22 protein-coding genes are annotated in these 20,109 nt (G+C 65.8%); 11 read left to right on the forward strand and 11 right to left on the reverse strand.

The features are described 5' to 3' along the window. The first annotated feature begins 31 nt into the window (after positions 1-31). From ccoO to ccoP, 3 genes are read left to right on the forward strand one after another with little or no spacing between them, the layout of a single operon-like run. A complete protein-coding gene (gene ccoO / locus C2I35_RS19345; RefSeq protein WP_103764678.1) occupies positions 32-802 on the forward strand; it encodes a cytochrome-c oxidase, cbb3-type subunit II in 771 nt (256 codons plus the stop codon). Between the two features lie 12 nt (positions 803-814). After that, positions 815-1,012 carry a cbb3-type cytochrome c oxidase subunit 3 gene (locus C2I35_RS19350; RefSeq protein WP_103764679.1) on the forward strand — a complete coding sequence of 66 codons (198 nt, stop codon included), beginning with the start codon at positions 815-817 and terminating at the stop codon, positions 1,010-1,012. Position 1,013: 1 nt separating this feature from the next. Then, a complete protein-coding gene (gene ccoP, locus C2I35_RS19355) occupies positions 1,014-1,880 on the forward strand; it encodes a cytochrome-c oxidase, cbb3-type subunit III (protein ID WP_103764680.1) in 867 nt (288 codons plus the stop codon). A 116-nt stretch (positions 1,881-1,996) separates the two neighbouring features. Here ccoP and C2I35_RS19360 read toward each other — a convergent pair whose 3' ends face one another. Together C2I35_RS19360 and C2I35_RS22235 are read right to left on the reverse strand one after the other, a co-directional pair. Further along, entirely contained in the window at positions 1,997-2,815 is an 819-nt protein-coding gene (locus tag C2I35_RS19360; protein ID WP_103764681.1) for an alpha/beta fold hydrolase, read from the reverse strand. 209 nt (positions 2,816-3,024) lie between these two features. Continuing rightward, a complete protein-coding gene (locus tag C2I35_RS22235) occupies positions 3,025-3,180 on the reverse strand; it encodes a hypothetical protein (RefSeq protein ID WP_170067265.1) in 156 nt (51 codons plus the stop codon). Positions 3,181-3,277: 97 nt separating this feature from the next. On the opposite strand from C2I35_RS22235, the gene C2I35_RS19365 reads away from it, so the two are divergent. The 5 genes from C2I35_RS19365 to ccoS all read left to right on the forward strand — a co-directional run bounded on the left by C2I35_RS19365 (position 3,278) and on the right by ccoS (position 8,629). Continuing rightward, complete coding sequence (locus tag C2I35_RS19365) at positions 3,278-4,171, forward strand: LysR family transcriptional regulator (RefSeq protein WP_103764682.1); 894 nt, start codon at positions 3,278-3,280, stop codon at positions 4,169-4,171. Between the two features lie 78 nt (positions 4,172-4,249). Next, positions 4,250-5,818, forward strand: coding sequence for an RdxA/RdxB/FixG family protein (locus C2I35_RS19370; protein WP_103764683.1), 1,569 nt, complete (start codon positions 4,250-4,252; stop codon positions 5,816-5,818). Next, positions 5,815-6,282: a FixH family protein gene (locus tag C2I35_RS19375; protein ID WP_103764684.1), complete on the forward strand. Its 468-nt coding sequence runs from the start codon at positions 5,815-5,817 to the stop codon at positions 6,280-6,282. Before C2I35_RS19370 ends, C2I35_RS19375 begins: the two co-directional genes overlap by 4 nt. After that, positions 6,279-8,474: a heavy metal translocating P-type ATPase gene (locus C2I35_RS19380; protein WP_245890559.1), complete on the forward strand. Its 2,196-nt coding sequence runs from the start codon at positions 6,279-6,281 to the stop codon at positions 8,472-8,474. The genes C2I35_RS19375 and C2I35_RS19380 overlap by 4 nt, the downstream gene beginning before the upstream one ends. Beyond that, on the forward strand, positions 8,471-8,629 hold the full coding sequence (gene ccoS / locus C2I35_RS19385; RefSeq protein WP_103764685.1) for a cbb3-type cytochrome oxidase assembly protein CcoS: 159 nt from the start codon (positions 8,471-8,473) through the stop codon (positions 8,627-8,629). Before C2I35_RS19380 ends, ccoS begins: the two co-directional genes overlap by 4 nt. Before the next feature lie 119 nt (positions 8,630-8,748). Here the strand turns inward: ccoS and C2I35_RS19390 are convergent, their stop codons facing one another. Then, complete coding sequence (locus tag C2I35_RS19390; RefSeq protein WP_103764686.1) at positions 8,749-10,227, reverse strand: D-alanyl-D-alanine carboxypeptidase family protein; 1,479 nt, start codon at positions 10,225-10,227, stop codon at positions 8,749-8,751. Here C2I35_RS19390 and C2I35_RS22000 point away from each other — a divergent pair. The 3 genes from C2I35_RS22000 to C2I35_RS19400 all read left to right on the forward strand — a co-directional run bounded on the left by C2I35_RS22000 (position 10,226) and on the right by C2I35_RS19400 (position 12,537). Next, positions 10,226-10,447, forward strand: a complete 222-nt coding sequence (locus tag C2I35_RS22000; RefSeq protein WP_146050090.1) for a hypothetical protein — start codon at positions 10,226-10,228, stop codon at positions 10,445-10,447. The genes C2I35_RS19390 and C2I35_RS22000 overlap by 2 nt on opposite strands. Before the next feature lie 85 nt (positions 10,448-10,532). Then, entirely contained in the window at positions 10,533-11,189 is a 657-nt protein-coding gene (locus tag C2I35_RS19395; protein ID WP_103764687.1) for a potassium channel family protein, read from the forward strand. 1 nt (position 11,190) lies between these two features. Continuing rightward, the gene (locus tag C2I35_RS19400) at positions 11,191-12,537 is read left to right on the forward strand and encodes a TrkH family potassium uptake protein (protein WP_425442949.1); all 1,347 of its coding nucleotides are present in this window, start codon (positions 11,191-11,193) and stop codon (positions 12,535-12,537) included. A 158-nt stretch (positions 12,538-12,695) separates the two neighbouring features. Here C2I35_RS19400 and C2I35_RS19405 read toward each other — a convergent pair whose 3' ends face one another. The 8 genes from C2I35_RS19405 to C2I35_RS19440 form a co-directional block, all read right to left on the reverse strand. Beyond that, the gene (locus C2I35_RS19405; protein ID WP_211286195.1) at positions 12,696-13,688 is read right to left on the reverse strand and encodes an ABC transporter substrate-binding protein; all 993 of its coding nucleotides are present in this window, start codon (positions 13,686-13,688) and stop codon (positions 12,696-12,698) included. Between the two features lie 29 nt (positions 13,689-13,717). Further along, positions 13,718-14,563: an ABC transporter permease gene (locus C2I35_RS19410; protein WP_103764688.1), complete on the reverse strand. Its 846-nt coding sequence runs from the start codon at positions 14,561-14,563 to the stop codon at positions 13,718-13,720. Next, positions 14,560-15,435 carry an ABC transporter permease gene (locus C2I35_RS19415; protein WP_211286196.1) on the reverse strand — a complete coding sequence of 292 codons (876 nt, stop codon included), beginning with the start codon at positions 15,433-15,435 and terminating at the stop codon, positions 14,560-14,562. The genes C2I35_RS19410 and C2I35_RS19415 overlap by 4 nt, the downstream gene beginning before the upstream one ends. Positions 15,436-15,528: 93 nt before the next feature. Continuing rightward, positions 15,529-16,335, reverse strand: a complete 807-nt coding sequence (locus tag C2I35_RS19420) for an ABC transporter ATP-binding protein (RefSeq protein ID WP_103764689.1) — start codon at positions 16,333-16,335, stop codon at positions 15,529-15,531. Positions 16,336-16,477: 142 nt separating this feature from the next. Further along, on the reverse strand, positions 16,478-16,804 hold the full coding sequence (locus C2I35_RS19425) for a hypothetical protein (RefSeq protein WP_103764690.1): 327 nt from the start codon (positions 16,802-16,804) through the stop codon (positions 16,478-16,480). A 4-nt stretch (positions 16,805-16,808) separates the two neighbouring features. Then, positions 16,809-18,272 (reverse strand): dihydropyrimidinase, encoded by a 1,464-nt coding sequence (gene hydA, locus C2I35_RS19430; RefSeq protein ID WP_103764691.1) that lies wholly within the window; start codon positions 18,270-18,272, stop codon positions 16,809-16,811. A gap of 46 nt (positions 18,273-18,318) precedes the next feature. After that, positions 18,319-18,630: a GIY-YIG nuclease family protein gene (locus C2I35_RS19435; RefSeq protein WP_211286197.1), complete on the reverse strand. Its 312-nt coding sequence runs from the start codon at positions 18,628-18,630 to the stop codon at positions 18,319-18,321. 144 nt (positions 18,631-18,774) lie between these two features. Next, entirely contained in the window at positions 18,775-20,025 is a 1,251-nt protein-coding gene (locus C2I35_RS19440) for a Zn-dependent hydrolase (protein WP_103764693.1), read from the reverse strand. Positions 20,026-20,109 lie beyond the last annotated feature (84 nt).

Here is a 20,109-nt window from a genome sequence, read left to right on the forward strand (position 1 = left end):
AATGACTGACGATAAAATGCAGAAACCCCCGATGCCGGCTTCGGCCTCGGGCGTGGGGGACCGGCCCAAGAAGAAGACCTTCCTGGACCGGCACCAGATCCTAGAACGCAACGTGACCCTGCTGGCGATCTTTGCCTTCCTGGTGGTGACCATCGGCGGCATCGTGCAGATCGCACCGCTGTTCTGGCTGGAGAACACCATCGAGGAAGTGGAGGGGATGCGCCCCTACACCCCGCTGGAGCTGACCGGGCGTGACATCTACATCCGCGAGGGATGCTATGTCTGCCACAGCCAGATGATCCGCCCGATGCGCGACGAGGTGGAGCGGTACGGGCATTACAGCCTTGCGGCAGAGAGCCAGTACGACCACCCGTTCCAATGGGGGTCCAAGCGGACCGGGCCGGACCTGGCGCGCGTGGGCGGTCGGTACTCCAACGCCTGGCATGTGGACCATCTGCGCGACCCGCAATCGGTGGTGCCGGAATCGGTGATGCCCAAGTACGGCTATCTCGAGGAGCGGCTGATCGACGGGCAGTACGTGGGGGACCTTCTGGCGACGCACAAGCTGGTGGGTGTGCCCTACGAGGACGCGCATGTGGAGAACGCGCAGGCGGATTTCCGGGCGCAGGCCGATCCCGACAGCGACTATGACGGGTTGATCGAGCGGTATGGCGAGAGCGCACAGGTAGCCAATTTCGATGGCCGTCCGGGCATCAGCGAAGCCGACGCCTTGATCGCCTATCTGCAGATGCTGGGCACGCTGGTCGATTTCTCGACCTTCACGCCCGTGGCCAGCCGGTAAGGAGGGACGACGATGGACACCTATTCCCTGCTGCGGGAGTTCGCGGACAGCTGGATGCTGCTGGCGCTCTTCGCCTTCTTCATCGGCGTCGTGATCTGGGTCATGCGGCCCGGGTCACGGGGCGCCTACCAGGATGTCGCCGACATTCCCTTCCGCAATGAAGACGCGCCGGCCCCGGCTGCGCGCCGTGCCTCGGACGAGGAGCAATAAAATGGTTAAGAAACCGCAAGACAACCATGAGGTCGAAACGACCGGCCACGAATGGGACGGGATCGAGGAATACAACAACCCGTTGCCGCGCTGGTGGCTGTGGGTGTTCTACGCCACGATCGCCTGGGGCGTCTGGTACACGATCGCCTATCCGGCCTGGCCGATGATCTCGGGCGCGACGCAAGGTTACCTGGGGTATTCGACCCGGGCCAACGTGCAGACCGAGATCGAGGCGGCCGAGGCGGCCAACGCGCAGATCAACGAGCGGCTGGCCAGTGTCGAGCTGGCGGCGATTCCGGGCGACGACGAGTTGGCGGGCTTTGCCCGGTCCGCGGGCGAGGCGGTGTTCAACACCTGGTGCGTGCAGTGCCACGGGCGCGAGGGCGGCGGGGCCACCGGCTATCCGACGCTATCGGATGACGCCTGGCTGTGGGGCGGCTCGATGGAGGCGATCCACACGACCGTCACCCACGGGATCCGCAACGACGAGGACCCCGACGCGCGCTATTCGCAGATGCCGGCCTTTGGCCGCGACGAGCTTCTGACCGAGGAAGAGGTCGTGCAGGTGGTGAACTACGTCATGTCCCTGTCGGGCGAGCCGCAGGATGCGCAGGCCGCCGAGGTAGGTGCGGAAGTGTTCGAATACAACTGTGCCGCCTGCCATGGCGAGAACGCCATGGGAATGGAGGAGCAGGGTGCGCCGAACCTGACCGACGCGATCTGGCTTTACGGCGGGGATTACAACGCGCTGTACGAGACGGTGTGGAATTCGCGCTTTGGCGTCATGCCGTCTTGGCAGGAGCGTCTGAGCGAAGCGGAGATCCGGGCGGTGTCTGCTTACGTCCATCAGTTGGGTGGCGGCGAATGAGCTGACGTTCCGACAAGAGATTCCCGGGGGTGCTATTGCAATGCCCCCGGGAAGGCACCGGCCCCTCCCTCTGTTCGCGCATTTCAGGAGGGGCCGGTGTTTTTCGTTGGAAGGGGTCAGTTTTCGAGCACATCGGCCAGGGCGCTTAGAACGGCCTTTGGTGCTTCGAGCTGGGGCAGATGGCCGACGCCGGGCAGCGTTTCAAAGTCCGCCCCTGGCATCAGCGCGTGTAAGGCGCGGCCATGGTCCAGTGGGATCCACGGATCGGCCTCTCCCCAGATGATTTTGACCGGGCAGCGGACCTCGCAGTAATGCGGCTCGATCTCGGCGGTGAAGCGTTCGTCGGCCTGGGCGAACTGGCGGTAGAAACTGGCGCGGCCCGCCTCATCCAGCCAGGGGGCGACGAGCGCCTCGGTGTCGTCGGCTGCAAGGTCAGTGACCAGCGCGCCGTCGATATAGGCCCGCACGATGGCTTCGTGGATGTGCGGGGGCAAGCCGATGAAGGCGCCGATATGGCGGCCGACATGGTCGAAGAACTCCGACCCCCAGGGCCGCATCGCCACCACGTTCATCAGCACGAGCCGGTCGAATTCGGCCCCGTGCAGCAGGTGCGCGCGCAAGCTGGTCGCGCCGCCGAAGTCGTGCGCCACGACGCGGGGCCGGTCGAGGCCCCAATGGCGCAGAATTTGGGCAAAGACCTGCCCCTGCACGTCCAGTCCGGTGGGCTGATCGGCGCGTTTTTCGGAGCGGCCATAGCCGGGCATGTCGTGCCAGTAAACAGTGTGCGTTTTCGCCAGCGTGGGGATGATCTGGTGCCACGACACTGACGACCAAGGCCAGCCGTGGGCGAGGACGAGCGGCGGACCCGATCCGGCGCTGCCCCAGGCGACGGTGCCGGCGGGGGTGTCTGTGGTGTGATCCAGGTTCCAGGTCATGAGGGCAAGCCTGTCGGTGAAAAAAGACCCGTGGCGCGGCCAGAAGGCCGGGACCACGGGCCAGTCGGGGGAGACGCCCCGCGCACCTAACCTGTGCGCGGGCCGACATCAGGAGTCTGGTAGGGCCAGCGGCGTGTACGCCAGGGCCAGGGCCGTGGTCGCAAGGCCGGCTTGGGGTGAAAGATGCGGGCCTCGAGCATCGTCCCGGCCTAGCGTGGCAGGCGGCCGATGCGGTGCGCCTCAAGCTCGGCGTCGCGGCGGTTGTCGAAGCGCGTGTTCGGCGCCCAGTGGCCGCGGCCCTGCCGGGCATCGGCATCGTTCAGGCGGGTGGCGGTGCGGAAGCTATCTGAAAGAATTCCAAGCATGACGTGTTCCTTTGAGGTTCGTGTGATAGCCTCAATCTGACAGCCATAGCGTGTTATTGCGACTCAGGAAAAATTCGGATATGTAAGATTAGATTACATGACGGATTGGCTGACCCTCCCGCCCCTGACGGCCTTGCGCGCGTTCGCGGCCCTTGCCGAGACCGGCTCGGCGCAGGCGGCGGGCGCGGCGCTGAACGTCAGCCACGCGGCGATCAGCCAGCAGGTCAAGGCGCTGGAGGCCCGGATGGGCGTGCCGCTGGTGGATCGCAGCGGGCGCAAGTTGCAGCTGACCACCGAGGGGCGTGAGCTGGCCGATGCGCTGAAGACCGGGTTCGACACCATCGCGCGCAGTGTCGACGCGCTGACCGGGGCGGATGCAGACCGGGCGGTGCAGGTCTCGACCACGCAGCTTTTCGCGACCACCTGGCTGATGCCGCGGCTGATGGATTTCCAGACGCGGCATCCCGGTATCGATCTGATGATCAACCCGTCGGCGGAGCTGCACGAGTTGACGCCGGGGGGCTATGACCTTGCGCTGCGCTTTGGCGACGGCAACTGGCCGGGGCTGGAGGTGGAGATGCTGGTGCCCTCGGATATCGTGATCACCGCCGCGCCCAAGCTGGTTGGGACGTGCGAGATCACCCGGCCCGAGCATCTGCTGGACTATCCGTGGCTGGAAGAGCTTGGCACGTCAGAATCCACCGACTGGCTGCGCAAGCATGGCGTCACCGAGGGCCGCGCCAAGAGCGTGACGCAGGTGCCGGGCAACCTGATGCTGGAAGGCGCCCGCGCGGGGCAGGGGATCATCAGCACGGCGATGTCCTCGGTCCAGGCGGAAGTGGATGCGGGGCGGCTGAAGCTGCTGTTTCGGGATGCGGGCGAGACGGGGTATCATATCGTCACGCGGCCCGGTGTTTTGCGCCCAAAGGCCAAGGCCTTCGTGACGTGGCTGCGCCGTCAGAAGGAAGCGCCCTGCGACGAAAAGGGTTGATCTGAGTCAAGGTTTTGGAAAACCCGCCGTGTCAGAACGGGCCGGCGCAACAGACCTTTATCGGAGCGAGAGCTATCCGTGTCCTCTACATCTGATTCTCCCGAGACCCCGCCGAGCCTCTATGCCGCGCGGGAGCCTGTCTTTCCCAAGCGCGTGAGTGGCTGGTTCCGCCGGTTCAAGTGGATCATCATGATCGTGACGCTAGGGATCTACTACGTCACGCCCTGGATCCGCTGGGACCGGGGGCCGTCGCTGCCCGACCAGGCGGTGCTGGTGGACATGGCGAACCGGCGGTTCTTTTTCTTCTGGATCGAGATCTGGCCGCACGAGTTCTATTTCGTGGCCGGTTTGCTGGTGATGGCGGGGCTGGGATTGTTCCTGTTCACCTCGGCGCTGGGGCGGGTGTGGTGCGGCTATGCCTGCCCGCAGACGGTGTGGACGGACCTGTTCATCCTGGTGGAACGCTGGGTCGAGGGGGACCGCAATGCGCGGCTGCGCCTGCACCGGCAGAAGAAATGGGACGCGCGGAAGGTGCGCCTGCGGCTGACGAAGTGGGCGCTGTGGCTGCTGATCGCGGTGGCCACGGGGGGCGCGTGGGTGTTCTATTTCACCGATGCGCCGACGCTGCTGGTGGATCTTTTCACCCTGAACGCGCATCCCATCGCCTATACGACCATCGCCATCCTGACCGGGACGACGTTCTTTTTCGGCGGGTTCGCACGCGAGCAGATCTGCATTTATGCCTGTCCGTGGCCGCGTATCCAGGCGGCGATGATGGACGAGGACACGCTGACCATCGGCTATCGGTACTGGCGGGGCGAGCCGCGGGGCAAAGGCAACGTGCGGCGGCGGCAGACCGAGGACGCGGTCAAGGCCGAGGCGGCGTCGCATGCGGCGGGGGAAACCGCGGGGGCCAGCTATGCCCGGACGCCGGTGCCCAACAACGAGAGCGACATGGTGCCGGATGCCGCGGCGGCGGCGAAGGGGCCGGGCGACTGCATCGACTGCATGGCCTGCGTGAACGTTTGCCCCATGGGGATCGACATCCGCGACGGGCAGCAGATGGAGTGCATCACGTGTGGCCTGTGCATCGACGCCTGCGACGACATCATGGCCAAGATCGGCAAGCCGCGCGGCCTGATCGACTACATGGCGCTGACCGACGAGGAGCGCGAGCGCGAAGGCAAGCCACCGAAGCCGGTGATGAAGCATATCCTGCGGCCGCGCACGATCATGTATACGTCGCTGTGGTCGCTGGTGGGGGCGGGGCTGTTGTTTGCGCTGTTCATCCGGGCGGATATCGACCTGACGGTGGCGCCGGTGCGCAACCCGACCTTCGTCACGCTGTCGGACGGGTCGATCCGCAACACCTACGAGGTGCGGCTGCGCAACAAGCATGGCGAGGCGCGCCCGATGCGGATTTCGGCCAAGGGCGACCCGGCCATTCGCGTGCAGCTTGAAGGGACCCCCTATGAAACGGTAGATGTGCCGGCCAACGAGACCTATTTGCAGCGCGTCTACCTGATAGCGCCGCCGGGATCGGACGCGGCGCGGAGCGATGCGACGGACGTGCGCCTGTGGGTCGAGGATATCTCGAACGGAGACCGCGCCCACAAGGACACGGTGTTCAACGGGAGGGGCGAATGAAGCGCGACTTCACGATCAAGGGATGGCACGTCTTTGCCGGGTTTGCCGGGGCGTTTTCGATCATCATCGCGGTCAACCTGGTTTTGGCTTTTTCGGCGGTGAAGACCTTTCCGGGGCTGGAGACGAAGAATTCCTATGTCGCCAGCCAGAGCTTTGACGACCGGCGCGACGCGCAGGAGGCGCTGGGCTGGAGCGTGGAGGCGACACACAAGGCGGGCATGCTGGAGTTGAAGATCACCGATGCGGACGGCCAGCCGGTGGAAGTGGCGGCGCTGGACGCAACGGTGGGGCGGGCGACCCATGTGCAGGATGACGTGACGCCCGCGTTCCGTTTCGACGGCGAGGCCTATTTTGCCACGGTGCCGCTGGGCGCGGGCAACTGGAACATCCGCATGGAGGCACGGGCCGAGGACGGCACGGTGTTTCAGCAGCGCGTGGTGCTGATCAAGGAGAGCGGTGCGTGACCGTGGCGATGCGGCATCAGGCGGCGATGGGCTGCCCGGCCTGTGCGGCGGCCCCCGGTGCCGACGACGTGGAGGTCGCGCCGGAGGGATGGCAGATCGCGCTGTCACTGCCGACGATCCATTGTGCCGCGTGTATTTCCAGGATCGAGGACGGGCTGAACGCGCATCCCGGTGTGCGCTCGGCGCGGGTGAACCTGACGCTGAAACGGGCGAGCATCGACGCCGAGGCCGACGTGACGCCCGCCGAGATGGTGGGGCTGGTCGAAGGGCTGGGATACGAGGCGCATGAGCTGGATCCCGGCACGCTGAATGCCACGGCGACGGACAAGGCCGGGCGCGAGTTGCTTATGCGGCTGGCGGTGGCCGGGTTCTCGATGATGAACGTGATGCTGCTGTCGGTGTCGGTCTGGTCCGGCGCGGATGACGCGACGCGGGACATGTTCCACTGGATTTCCGCCGCGATTGCCTTGCCCGCCGTCGCGTTCTGCGGCGTGCCGTTCTATCGCAACGCGTGGAGTGCGCTGCGGCAGGGGCGGCTGAACATGGACGTGCCGATCACGCTGGCCGTGGCGCTGGCGGTGGTGACGTCGCTTTGGGAGACGGCGCTGTCGGGCCATCACGCCTATTTCGACGCGGCGATTGCGCTTGTCTTTTTCCTGTTGGCGGGGCGTTACCTGGATCACCGGACACGGGCCGTGGCGCGGTCGGCGGCCGAGGAGTTGACGGCGCTGGAAGTGCCGCGCGCGTGGCGGATCGAGGACGACCAAGAGGTAGAGCGGCCCATCGCGGAACTGGCGGTGGGCGACGTGCTGCTGGTGCGGGCCGGGGGGCGCGTGCCGGTGGATGGCGAGATCGTCGAGGGCACGTCAGAGTTGGACCGGTCGCTGTTGACCGGCGAGACCGTGCCGGTCTTTGCCGGGCCGGGGCAGGCTGTGTCGGCGGGCGAAGTGAACCTGACCGGGCCGCTGCGGATCAGGGCCAGCGCGGTGGGCGCGGAGACGTCGCTGCACCGGATGGCGGATCTGGTGGCGATCGCGGAATCGGGACGGTCGCGGTACACGTCGCTGGCGGACCGGGCGGCGAAGCTCTATGCGCCCGGCGTGCATATCCTGTCTGCCTTGGCCTTTGCGGGCTGGTTTCTTTACACGTTCGACATGCGCACGGCGCTTAATATAGCGGCGGCGGTGCTGATCATCACCTGCCCCTGTGCGCTGGGCCTTGCGGTGCCGGCGGTGACCACGGCGGCGTCGGGGCGGCTGTTCCGCAAGGGGATGCTGATCAAGCACGAGACCGCGCTGGAGCGGCTGGCGGAGGTCGACACGGTGGTGTTCGATAAGACCGGGACATTGACGGCGGGGGTGCCGGTGCTGACCAACCCGGACGTTCTGGACGATGCGGCGCGGGGCGTGGCGTTGGCGCTGGCGCGGGGCTCGGCGCATCCGCTGGCGCGGGCGATTGCCAAGGCGCTGGGCGAGGCGGAGGCGAAACCTGCGGACGTGACCGGGATTGCCGAGGTGCCGGGCTATGGCGTGTCGGGGCGCGTCGGCGACCTGGAGGTACGGCTGGGCCGGGCGGCCTGGGTCGGGGCGGAGCCGCGTGCCGAGACGGCGACCTATCTGAAGATCGGGAAGGCGGCGCCTGTGGCGCTGACTTTCGAGGATGCGTTGCGGCCTGGTGCGGAAGAGGCCGTGACGGCGCTCTTGCGCGCGGGCAAGGCCGTCTGGCTGGTGTCGGGGGATACCGAACCGGCGGTGAAGGCGCTGGCGGAGCGGTTGGGGATCGAAGCCTGGCACGCGGGCGTGCTGCCCGAGGACAAGGCGCGGATCGTGGCAGCGTTGTCGGACAAAGGCGCCCATGTGCTGATGGTGGGCGACGGGCTGAATGACACCGCGGCGCTGGCGGCGGCGCATGTGTCGATCTCGCCCGCCTCGGCGCTGGATGCCGCGCGGGTGGCCAGCGACGTGGTGCTCTTGGGCACGGACCTGAGCCCGCTGGCCGACGCGCTGGTCGTGGCGCGGAAAGCGCGGCGGCGGATCACCGAGAATTTCCGGTTGGCGACGCTTTACAACATCATTGCCGTGCCGCTGGCCGTGGCCGGGCTGGCGACGCCGCTGATCGCGGCCTTGGCGATGTCGGCGAGTTCGATTACCGTGTCGCTGAACGCGCTAAGGCTGTCGGGGAGGCGTGCATGACCATTCTGGCCTATCTTATCCCGATCTCGCTGATCCTGGGTGGGCTGGGGCTGGGGTTTTTCGTGTGGACGGTGCGCAGCAACCAGTATGACGACCCCGAGGGCAACGCGCAGCGCATCCTGAGCGACACTTACGACGATAAGCCGAAGCGGTAGCACCCGGTCGCGCCTGTCGGATTTGAGTATTTTCAGCAAGAAAAAGCCGGGGGTGGGGCCCGGAACGGCAAACGCCTGCGCGGAGGGAGGCGCAGGCGTTCTCTGGATCGGGCGCGGCGTTACGCGCCGGGGTCGATCATGAAACAGGTGATCTGCTTGGCCTGAAGCCGGCGGCAGGCGAGGTCGGCGCTTTCGCGGGTCATACCCATGAAATTCGCCTCGAACCCGGTGGAGCGCTTGACCACCTTGCGCAGGGAGCCGTCGAGCGTCTCCATCTCGTTCAGGGCGGTTTTCAACAGGACCTTGCGCGCCTTGTATTCCGACGGGTAGCGGCCGACATTGATGCCCCAGTGGCGGCCGCCGGAGGTGGAGATCCGGGTGACGACCTTTTGCACAGGGTCGCTGGCGGGCTCTTTGGCCTTGGGCGTGGTCTGTGCCTTCGCATCGACGCTCGCCAGGACGAGGTCCTTGGGCCGTGCCTTGGGCGTCGCCGTGGCCAGGGCGCTGCCCTGCGCTGCGGGTGGGGTTGCGTCCTCGGTGATGGTCTCGGCGGCGGCCAGCAGGGCCTTTTCGATATCTTCCTTGCCGACAGTGGGCGCGGCCTGTGCCACGACGGCTTCGCCGGGGCGGCGCTGTGGGCGGAGGGATTTCTTGACCGCGGCGGCGGAGGCGAGGCGCACGGTGCGGCCCTTGCCGCCGGGAACGGAGTGATTGTCGGCGGGGCCGATCTTGCCCATGTAGGCGGGTTTCGAGGGGCGGTTCACCGCAACGCGGCTGGGGGCCTGGCGGAAGCCGAGGTCCAGCAGTTCGGCCACCTTGGCGTTGCGCGACGCGGTGGAGCGGCCGCCGAAGACGGTGGCGATGATGCGCTCGCCGCCACGTTCCGCGCTGGCCGTGAGGTTGAAGCCCGCGGCCCGGGTGTAGCCGGTCTTGATGCCGTCGGCGCCGCGGTAGTCGCCCAAAAGGCGGCGGTTGGTGTGGTAGACCTTCTTGATGCCCGCATCGGCGGTCACGCGGGAGAAGAGGTTGTAGTATTCGGGGTAGTCGTAGAACAGGTGCCGGCCCAGGAGGGTCATGTCGCGGGCCGTCGACAGGTGGCCGTTCTCGGTCAGGCCGTGGGCGTTCTTGAAGGTCGTGCGCGTCATGCCGAGCGCCTTGGCGGTACGGTTCATGCGCCGGGCGAAGGCGGCCTCGGAGCCTTCGATCGCCTCGCCCAAAGCGGTGGCGGCGTCGTTGGCCGATTTCACCGCGGCGGCACGGATGAGGTAGCGCAGCTTGATCGTCGAGCCCGAGCGCAGGCCGAGTTTCGAGGGCGGTTCGCTGGCGGCGTGCTTGGAGATGCGCACGGGCGTGTCGAGGGTGATCTCGCCGTTCTCGACCGCCTCGAAGACCACGTAGAGGGTCATCATCTTGGTCAGCGACGCCGGGTGAAGGCGAGTGTCGGCGTTGCGCGAATGAAGCACCTCGCCGGATCGTGCGTCCATCACCAAAGCTGCGTAGGGGGCCGCGACCGCGCTTAGCGGTACGATAACCATCATCCAGATAGTGGCCATAGCCACCAGACCCCAACGGATGGGCTGCCTGCTCCGCGTTCTCATGGAACTGCTCTTTCTCTGCCTCGTTCAACCGCCGATTGTTCGGCTGGCCTTATTTATTGCAGAAAAAGGTAGCACAGGGGGTCATTTGAATAAAGTGTTTATTTTCAAATATTTTGAGGGCACTCTTCGAGAATTGACGGCACATGTTGTGGTTAAATTTACCGTGACCGCTAAACCGGCAATTGTGGCGGGATTGTGGCGGCCCGGATGGCAGCCCTGATGGCGGGACCGGGACCGGGTTCCATGCCGGCTTCGGAACTGGTGCATGGTACCGCGCGTTTGCGTGCGAAGAGGAAGGGGACCTCATGTCACATCGCAGTTTCGCCGTGATCGGCCTTGGGAATTTCGGCAGCACGGTCGCGACCGAGTTGGAGCGGTTCGGGAATCACGTGATCGGCGTGGACATCGACGAGACCCGCGTCAGCCGCCACGCCGACAAGCTGGGCGAGGCGATCATCCTGGACGCACGCGACGACGAGGCGCTGAAGGAAGCGGGCCTGGGCGAGGTCGACATGGCGCTGGTGGCGGTCGGCGACAACCTGGAGTCGAGCATCCTGGCGGCGGTGAACCTGCGGCAGGTGGGCGCGGGCGCGGTCTGGGCCAAGGCCACCAGCCGCACGCAACACCGCATCCTGTCGCGGATCGGCGTGGACCGGGTGATTCACCCCGAGGTCGAGATCGGCCAGCGGATCGCGCAGGTGATGCACAACCCGCTGGTGCGCGACTACGTGGGCCTGGGCAACGGGTTCTTCGTGGTGAACCTGAAGGTGCCCGAGGAGATGGAGGACAGGAAACTGTCCGAGCTGGGCCACGCGGACAAGTTTGACCTGCGCTGCCTTGGGGTGATGCGCGGGACGAAGTTCATCGGCCGCGACGGTGACGATTGCACGCTGAAGACCGACGACCTGCTGCTGATGCTGGGAGAACGCAACAACCTGCGCGACTTCTCCGCGAGCCTCTGAGGTGGCGCGCAGATCGTCGATCAAGCTGGGATCGACCCGGCTGAGCCTGTCGCCGCCGGCGGTGCTGGCGGTGATGTATCTGCTTATCGTTGCGCTGGGCGCGCTGCTGTTATGGCTGCCGGTGTCGCATCACGGCAAGGTGGGCCTGAGCGAGGCGATCTTTACCGCGACCTCGGCGGTGACGGTGACGGGTTTGGTGGTGGTCGATACCGGCGCGGATTTCACCCTGTTGGGGCAGATCATCATCGCCGGCCTGATGCAGTTCGGGGGCCTGGGCCTGATGGTGTTCGCGGTCCTGATACTGACGGCGTTCGGCATTCCCATCGGGATGCCGCACAAGGTGATGCTGCGCGAGGACCTGAACCAGGCGACGATCAGCAACCTGGGTCGGCTGGTGAAGATCATCCTGTACGTGGCGCTGGGCTGCGAGGCGGTGGGCGCGGTGCTGCTGGCTTTTGTCTTCGTGCCCGAGATGGGCTGGGGCACGGGGCTGTGGCACGCAATTTTTCACAGCATCTCGGCCTTCAACAACGCGGGCTTTGCGCTGCAGCCCGACAGCCTGTCGGACTGGGTCGGGAACCCGGTGGTCAACCTGACGGTCACGGTGATGTTCATCCTCGGCGGGCTCGGCTTCATCGTGGTGGGCGACGTCTATCAGCATCGCAAGTGGCGCAAGCTGTCGCTGCATTCCAAGCTGATGATCGCGGGGACGCTGTGGCTGATCGTGATCGGCGTGGTCTGTTTCGCATTGCTGGAATGGAACAACCCGCGCACCCTGGGCGGGCTGGAGAGTACGGGCGACAAGCTGTGGGCCAGCTGGTTCCAGGGGGTGACGCCGCGCACGGCGGGGTTCAACACGATCGACACCGCGGCGATGGGGGACGGGACGACCCTGCTGACCATCATGCTGATGATCGTCGGGGGCGGGTCGACCTCCACCGCCGGGGGGATCAAGGTGACGTCACTGATCGTGATGCTGCTGGCGACAGCGGCGTTTTTCCAGCGGCGGCCGGCCTTGCACGTCTTCGGGCGGAGCCTGGAGCTGGACCAGGTGCTGAAGGTGATGGCGCTGGCGACGATCAGCGGGTTGTTGATGTTCGCAAGCCTGTTCGTGCTGACCGCGACGCAGAACATCGCCTTCCGGGACCTCGCGTTCGAGGTGGCCTCGGCCTTTGGCACGGTGGGGCTGTCGCACGGGGCGACGGGCGAGTTGAATTGGCTGGGGCGGGCCGTGATCATCGCGGTGATGTTCCTGGGCCGGGTGGGACCGCTGACGCTGGGCTTCTTCCTGGCAGCGAAGAGCCGGCCCCGGGTGCGGTATCCGAGCGACAAGGTGTTCCTGGGGTAGCGCGTGGTGGGTTGGAAACCCACCCTACGGCGGATGCAGAGCCACGCGCGGCTTGGAGAAGGAGGTCCCGAATCAAGTCCGGGACGGGGTTGAGTCCCAATGCAAAACGCCCCCGCAGGTCCCTGCGAGGGCGTTCCGATGTCAGGCTTTCAAAGCCCTCAGTTCAGGGCTTCGTCCGTGATCTGGTGGGTCCAGGCGGCCTCGCCCGGGTCCTCGGTGATCACCGGGTCGGAGCCGCCCGAGAGCAGCGAGTCGACCGTGCGCTGGAAGTCTTCCGGGTCGAGCGCGCCGTTGGAGCCGGCCGTCAGCTTGGCGACCTCACCCATCATGCGCTTCTGGTGCTTCTCGGTCTGTGCGCCGGTGGCGTCGTTGTCGAGCACGATCATCGCGGCCTCGTCGGGGTTTTCCTCGGCCCATTTCCAGCCTTTCATCGAGGCGCGCACGAAGCGGGTCATCTTGTCGGCGAACTCGGGATCTTCGAGGTTCTCTTCCAGCACGTACATGCCGTCCTCGAGCGTGGCGACGCCCTGGTCCTCGTACTTGAACACGACGAGGTCGTCGGGGGTCAGTCCGGCGTCGATGACCTGCCAGTATTCATTGTAGGTCATGGTCGAGACGCAGGCGGCCTGGTTTTGCAGCAGGGGATCGACGTTGAAGCCCTGTTTCAGGACGGTGACGCCATCCTCGCCGCCCTCGGTCGGGATGCCGAGCTGGCTCATCCATGACAGGAAGGGGTATTCGTTGCCGAAGAACCAGACGCCGAGCGTCTTGCCGCGGAAATCCTCGGGGCCTTCGATGCCGGTGTCCTTGCGGCAGGTCAGCATCATGCCGGAGCTTTTGAAGGGCTGGGCGATGTTGACGAGGGGCAGGCCCTTTTCGCGGCTGGCCAGGGCGGACGGCATCCAGTCGATGATGACGTCCGCGCCGCCGCCGGCGATGACCTGCGCCGGGGCGATGTCGGGCCCGCCGGGCTTGATGGTGACGTTCAGGTCTTCCTCTTCGTAGAAGCCCTGGTCTTGCGCCACGTAGTAGCCGGCGAATTGCGATTGCGTCACCCATTTGAGTTGCAGCGTGACGTCATCGGCGGCCTGGGCCATGCCACCCCAGAGGGTGGCGGCGGCGAGGCCAAGCGTAGTGGTGAGATGTTTCATTGTCTTCTCCCTGTTCTGGTTTGCTTTGGTTATGTCCGGCCCCGTTGGGACGGGTGCCAGAAGGTGACGGCGCGCTCGATGAGGGCGACCGCGCCGTAAAATCCCGAACCGGCGAGGGCGGCGACGACGATCTCGGCCCAGACGAGATCCATCGCGAGGCGCCCCACCGAGGTGGAAATGCGAAAGCCCATGCCCTGGATGGGCGAGCCGAAGAATTCGGCCACGATGGCGCCGATGAGGGCGAGCGTGGTGCCGATCTTGAGCCCGTTGAAGACGAAGGGCATGGCGGCGGGCAGGCGGAGTTTCAGGAGCGTGGTCCAGTAGCCTGCGGCGTAGGTGCGCATCAGGTCACGCTGCATGGCGTCGGCCTCGGAGAGGCCCTGGACGGTGTTCACCAGCATGGGGAAGAACACCATGACGACGACGACGGCGGCCTTCGACTGCCAGTCGAAGCCGAACCACATGACGAGGATGGGGGCGAGGCCGATGATGGGAAGCGCGGCGGCGAAGTTGCCCACGGGCAGCAGGCCGCGTTTCAGGAAATCGGAGCGGTCGACGGCGATGGCCGTCAGGAACGCGGCGCCGCAGCCGAGGATGTAGCCGGTGAGCGCGCCCTTGATGGCGGTCTGTAGGAAATCGCCCCAGAGGATGTTGAGAGAGTTCGCGAAGGTCACGGCGATGACGCTGGGGGCGGGCAGGAGGGCGAGCTTGATCCCGAGGCCCCAGACGAGGCACTCCCAGACCGCGATGAGCGTGGCCCCGAAGACGATGGGCGCGGCCAGCTGCGCGGCGGTGTTCTGCGGGTGGCGCGCGAGGCGGGTGTTGATCCACCAGCCCACGGCCCAGATGAGCGCCCCTGCGATCAGCCAGCTCATGCTGCCATCCCCATTCGTCTGAGCGTGATGCGCTGGATGAGGCCGATCAGGCCCACCAGAACGGCGGCGAGGGTGGCGGCCATGATCAGCGCGCTCCAGATCTGGATGGTCTGGCCGTAATAGCTGCCGGCCAGGAGCCGCGCGCCAAGGCCCGCGACGGCGCCGGTGGGCAGCTCACCCACGATGGCGCCCACGAGGCTGGCGGCCATGGCGATTTTCAGCGAGGTGAAGAAATAGGGCATGGAGGACGGCAGGCGCAGTTTCCAGAAGGTCTGGGACCGGCTGGCGTTCCAGGTGCGCATCTGGTCGAGTTGCATTTGGCTAGGGCTGCGCAGGCCCTTGACCATGCCGACGACGACCGGGAAAAACGACAGGTACATCGAGATCATGGCCTTGGGCAACAGGCCGGAGATGCCGACCGCGTTCAGCACGACGATGATCATGGGCGCGATGGCGAGGATCGGGATGGTCTGGGACGCGATGACCCAGGGCATGACGCTCATGTCCATGGTGCGGTTGTAGACGATGCCGATGGCCAGAAGCGTGCCGAGCGCGGTGCCGAGGAGGAAACCGAGCGCGGTGGAGCTGAAGGTGATCCAGCTGTGGTAAATGAGCGACCGCTTGGAAAAGGGCCGCCCGCTGGCGATCATCGCGCCGGTGGTGTTCCAGATCTCGGTCGCCACCTGGTGCGGCGCGGGCAGCTTGGGCTTTTCCTGGGACCAGGTGTCGGCCACCAGTTCGGGGAAGGTCAGCGTGACCTCGGCCCGCGCGGCCTTGTCATAGGCCCAGGGCGCGTTGAGCGCGACCGCGCCGGCATACCAGAGCGCGATGAGGGTCGCGACGACCGTCAGGACGGGAACGACATTGCGCATCAGGGCGCCTCCCGCCCCGGCCACCGAGCCGGGGCCTCTGGGCCCGCGGTGAGCAGGAGGCCCCGGATCAGGTCCGGGGCGGGCGGTGCAAGCTCAGCCCTCATAGCTGTGCCCCGAGCGGAGCCCGTCGCGGACGCGATGGGCGATTTCGAGGAATTCCGGCGTGTCGCGGATATCGAGCGGGCGTTCGCGCGGCAGGGTGCTTTCGATCACGTCGGCGATGCGGCCGGGGCGCGGGGACATGACGACGATTTTCGTGCTCAGGTACACCGCCTCGGGGATCGAGTGGGTGACGAAGCAGATGGTCTTGTTCGTGCGGTCCCAGAGGTGCAGGAGCTGTTCGTTTAGGTGGTCGCGGACAATCTCATCGAGCGCGCCGAAAGGTTCGTCCATCAAGAGGATATCGGCGTCGAAGGCCAGCGCCCGGGCGATGGAGGCGCGTTGCTGCATCCCGCCCGAAAGCTGCCAGGGGAATTTCTTTTCGAACCCCGCGAGATCGACCAGTTCGAGAACGCGGGCGATGCGGGCGTTTTGATCGGACTTGGAGTAACCCATGATCTCCAGCGGCAGACGGATGTTGCCGCCGATGGTGCGCCATGGGTAGAGGCCCGCGGCCTGGAAAACGTAGCCGTAGGCGCGGCGCTGACGGGCCTCGGCGGGGGTCATGCCGTTGACGGAAATGCTGCCGCCGGTGGGGTGTTCGAGATCGGCCATGCAGCGCAGGAAGGTGGTCTTGCCACAGCCGGATGGGCCGATGAAGGAGACGAAATCGCCCTTTTGCACGTCCAGCGTCACGTCCTTGAGCGCGTGCACCGGGCCGTCATTGGTCTGGAAGGTCAGTGACAGGTCGCGGGCGGCGATCACGGGGCTGGCTGTCGAGGTGGCTTGGGCGTCTTGCATTACGGTGTCGTGTCTCCGGGCCGGGTGGAAGGAACAATCCCACGCCGCAAGGCGGTGTCAAGGCAGGTCCCGGCGTCATCTGCCTGTGGTGCAGGCACATGATGAATTTGCGGGCAGTGGCGCGGGCGGATGGGGACTTGGTTCATTCGCAGGGGGCCAGGTTTTCGACCGCGCCGTCGGGCAGGGTCAGCGTCACGCCGCTGCCATCGGCGCTGCGGGTGATGCCGAGGACCTTTTTGCGGCTGTCGGCGTCGCCGGGGCAGGTGGCCATGAGCGTGCCGGTCTGCACGGCGGTGATCTGGCAGATCGCGCCGTGCAGGTTGAGGTGCCCCGCGACGATGGCGACCTCGTTTTCCTTGTTGCTGTCCTCGCCGAGGATGCGAGCGCAGCCGTCGGGGTTGCCGAGTGGCGCGGCCAGCTGGGCCGTGGCCGGGCTGGCCAGCAGGAGAAGGGTGAGGGCGAGACGCATGGGGTCAGATGCCCGCCGGGATGTTGAGCGGATCGCGTTCGATCATCTTGGGGGCCGTCAGCGCCTTCCATTTCGACAGCGCCTCATGCGCCGAGGGGAAGGCCGGGCGGGGGACGAAGCGGCCGCGGCCGGGTTGCGGCTGGGAGTTTTGGCCCCAGGCCCAGATGACCTCGCCGCGCGAGATGGTGTAGCGGGCATTGGCCGTGACCTCGAAGCCCTCGAACACGTTGTAGTCGAGGATCGAATGGTGGTTGGAGGCCGAGATCGTCTTGGTGATCTTGGGGTCCCAGACCACGATGTCGGCGTCGGCCCCTTCGACGATGGCGCCCTTCTTGGGGTAGATGTTGAGGATCTTGGCGACGTTGGTCGAAGTCACCGCGACGAATTCGTTGGGCGTGAGGCGGCCGGTTTCAACGCCGCGGGTCCAGAGCACGGGCATGCGTTCCTCGAGCCCGTTGGAGCCGTTGGGGATCTTGGTGAAATCGTCCACGCCCATGCGTTTCTGCTCGGTCGAGAAGGCCGCGTGGTCGGTGGCGACGACCTGCAGGGAACCGGCCTGAAGGCCCGCCCAGAGGCTGTCCTGGTGTTCCTTGTTGCGGAAGGGGGGCGACATGACGCGGCGGGCGGCATGGTCCCAGTCGGTGTTGAAGTATTCGCCTTCGTCGAGCGTGAGGAATTGCGCCAAAGGCTCGCCATAGACGCGCATCCCCTTCTGGCGGGCGCGACGGATGGCCTCGTGCGCCTGTTCGCAGGAGACGTGCACGATATAGAGCGGCACGCCGGCGGCATCGGCGATGGTGATGGCGCGGTTGGCGGCCTCGCCCTCGAACTCGGGCGGGCGGGAATAGGCGTGGCCCTCGGGGCCGGTGATGCCCTTGGACAGCATCTCCTGCTGCATGTCGGCGACCAGATCGCCGTTCTCGGCATGGACCATGGGCAGCGCGCCCAGCTCGCGGCAGCGCTTGAAGGAGGCGAACATCTCGTCATCCTCGATCATCAGCGCGCCCTTGTAGGCCATGAAATGCTTGAAGGAGTTGACGCCCATGTCGACGGCGTCCTTCATCTCGTTGAAGATGGTCTCGTTCCAGCCGGTGACCGCCATGTGATAGCCGATATCGGAACAGATCTGGGGGGCGGATTTGCGGTGCCATTCCTCGATGGCGTTCTTGATCGAGCCGTCGGCGCCGGGCAGGCAGAAATCCACCAGCATCGTGGTGCCGCCACAGGCCGCCGCCCAGGTGCCGGTCTCGAAGGTCTCGGCCGCCGTGGTTCCCATGAAGGGCATTTCCAGATGCGTGTGCGGGTCGATGCCGCCGGGGATGACATAGGCGCCCTCGGCGTCGATGGTCTCGTCGCCCTTGAGGTCCTCGCCGATCTGCTTGATCTTTTCGTCCTCGATCAGGACATCGGCCTTCCACGTGCGGTCGGCGGTGCAGACGGTGCCGTTCTTGATGACTTTGGTGGTCATTGGGTGTCTCCCTGGTGCTACGCAGTCCCGGACTTGATCCGGGACCTCAGAGAAACGAGGCCTCCATGCTCAAGTCGGACCAGCTTGGGTTTGCGTGTTCGATCAGCTTGTTTTTCCACTCGCGCCGCAAGCGTTTCAACTTGCGTTCGCGGGCGACGGCGGCATCCAGTGTCTCGTGGGTCTCGAAATAGACGAGCTTGGTTATGTTGTATTTCGAGGTGTGCACGGACCTGGCCTCCAGCCGGTGCTGGGCCGCGCGGTCGCGCAGGTTGCCTGTGGTTCCAACGTAGATCGCCGTGTTTGAACCGCAGGCCATGATGTAGGTGTAGAACGCCATGGACCGGTGGTGTGGGAACATGGTTAATTTGATGTAAACGCGGCTTTGGTGTTTGTGGCGGGACGCGGGTGGCTGGGAGGTCCCGGATCAAGTCCGGGGCTGCGTTGCGCCGGGTGGCTGGGAGGTCCCGGATCAAGTCCGGGACGTCGAATGATCGTGTGACGATCATTCGACGATCTCCGCCGTCTCGACCACCGCGTGCATCAGGACGTCCGCGCCCGCCGTGGCCCAGTCCTTGGAGATTTCCTCGGCCTCGTTGTGGCTGAGGCCGTCGACGCAGGGGCACATGACCATCGCTGTCGGCGCGACGTCGTTGATCCAGCAGGCGTCGTGGCCCGCGCCCGAGACGATCTCCATGTGGGAATAGCCCAGCCGTTCGGCGGCGTCGCGGACGGCCTTGACGCAGGTCTCGTCGAAAGCGGGCGGGTTGAACTGGCCGACGATCTCGGAGGAAAAGCCGACCTCGATGTCCTCGCAGAGCTTCGGGGCCTTTTCCAGAAGTTCGGCAACCATGCCTTCGAGTTTGTCCAGGTCGGGCGAGCGGAAGTCGATGGTGAAGACGGCCTTGCCGGGGATGATGTTGCGGCTGTTGGGATAGACGTTGGCCTGGCCGATGGCGCCCACGGCATTGGGCTGGTTCTTCATGGCGATCTCGTGGACCAGTTCTGTGATCCGGGCGAGGCCGCGACCGGCGTTCTTGCGCATGTGCATCGGGGTCGAGCCGGTGTGGCTTTCCTTGCCCGTGACGGTGCATTCGATCCAGCGCAGGCCCTGGCCGTGAGTGACGACGCCGATATCCTTGCCTTCGGCCTCGAGGATAGGGCCTTGTTCGATATGCAGCTCGAAGAAGGCGTGCATCTTGCGGCTTCCCACCGGCTCGTCGCCCTTCCAGCCGATGCGATCGAGCTCGTCGCCGAATTTCTTGCCGTCGGCATCGACGCGGTCGTAGGCCCATTGCTGGTCGTGCACGCCGGCGAAGACGCCCGAGGCGAGCATGGCGGGGGCGTAGCGCGTGCCTTCCTCGTTGGTCCAGTTGGTGACGACGATGGGGTGTTTCGTCTTGATGCCGAGGTCGTTGAGAGTGCGGATGATTTCCAGCCCCCCCAACACCCCGAGCACGCCATCATACTTGCCGCCCGTGGGCTGCGTGTCGAGGTGGGAGCCGACATAAACGGGGAGCGCGTCGGGGTCTGTGCCCTCGCGCCGGGCGAACATGTTGCCCATCGTGTCGAGGCCCATGGTCATGCCCGCCGCCTCGCACCAGGATTGAAAGAGCGCGCGGCCCTCGGCATCCTCGTCGGTCAGGGTCTGGCGGTTGTTGCCGCCCGCGACGCCCGGGCCGATCTTGGCCATTTCCATCAGGCTGTCCCAGAGCCGGTCGCCGTCGATCTTGAGATTTTGGCCCGGTGCGGTCATCGCTGTCCCCTTGTCTGACGTATCATAGCACGGAAGGGCGCGATATTGGCTGCCATCCCGGTTGCCACTTTTTTACCAAATGGT

It is taken from the genome of Roseovarius confluentis (assembly GCF_002917925.1).
GTDB lineage: Bacteria > Pseudomonadota > Alphaproteobacteria > Rhodobacterales > Rhodobacteraceae > Roseovarius > Roseovarius confluentis.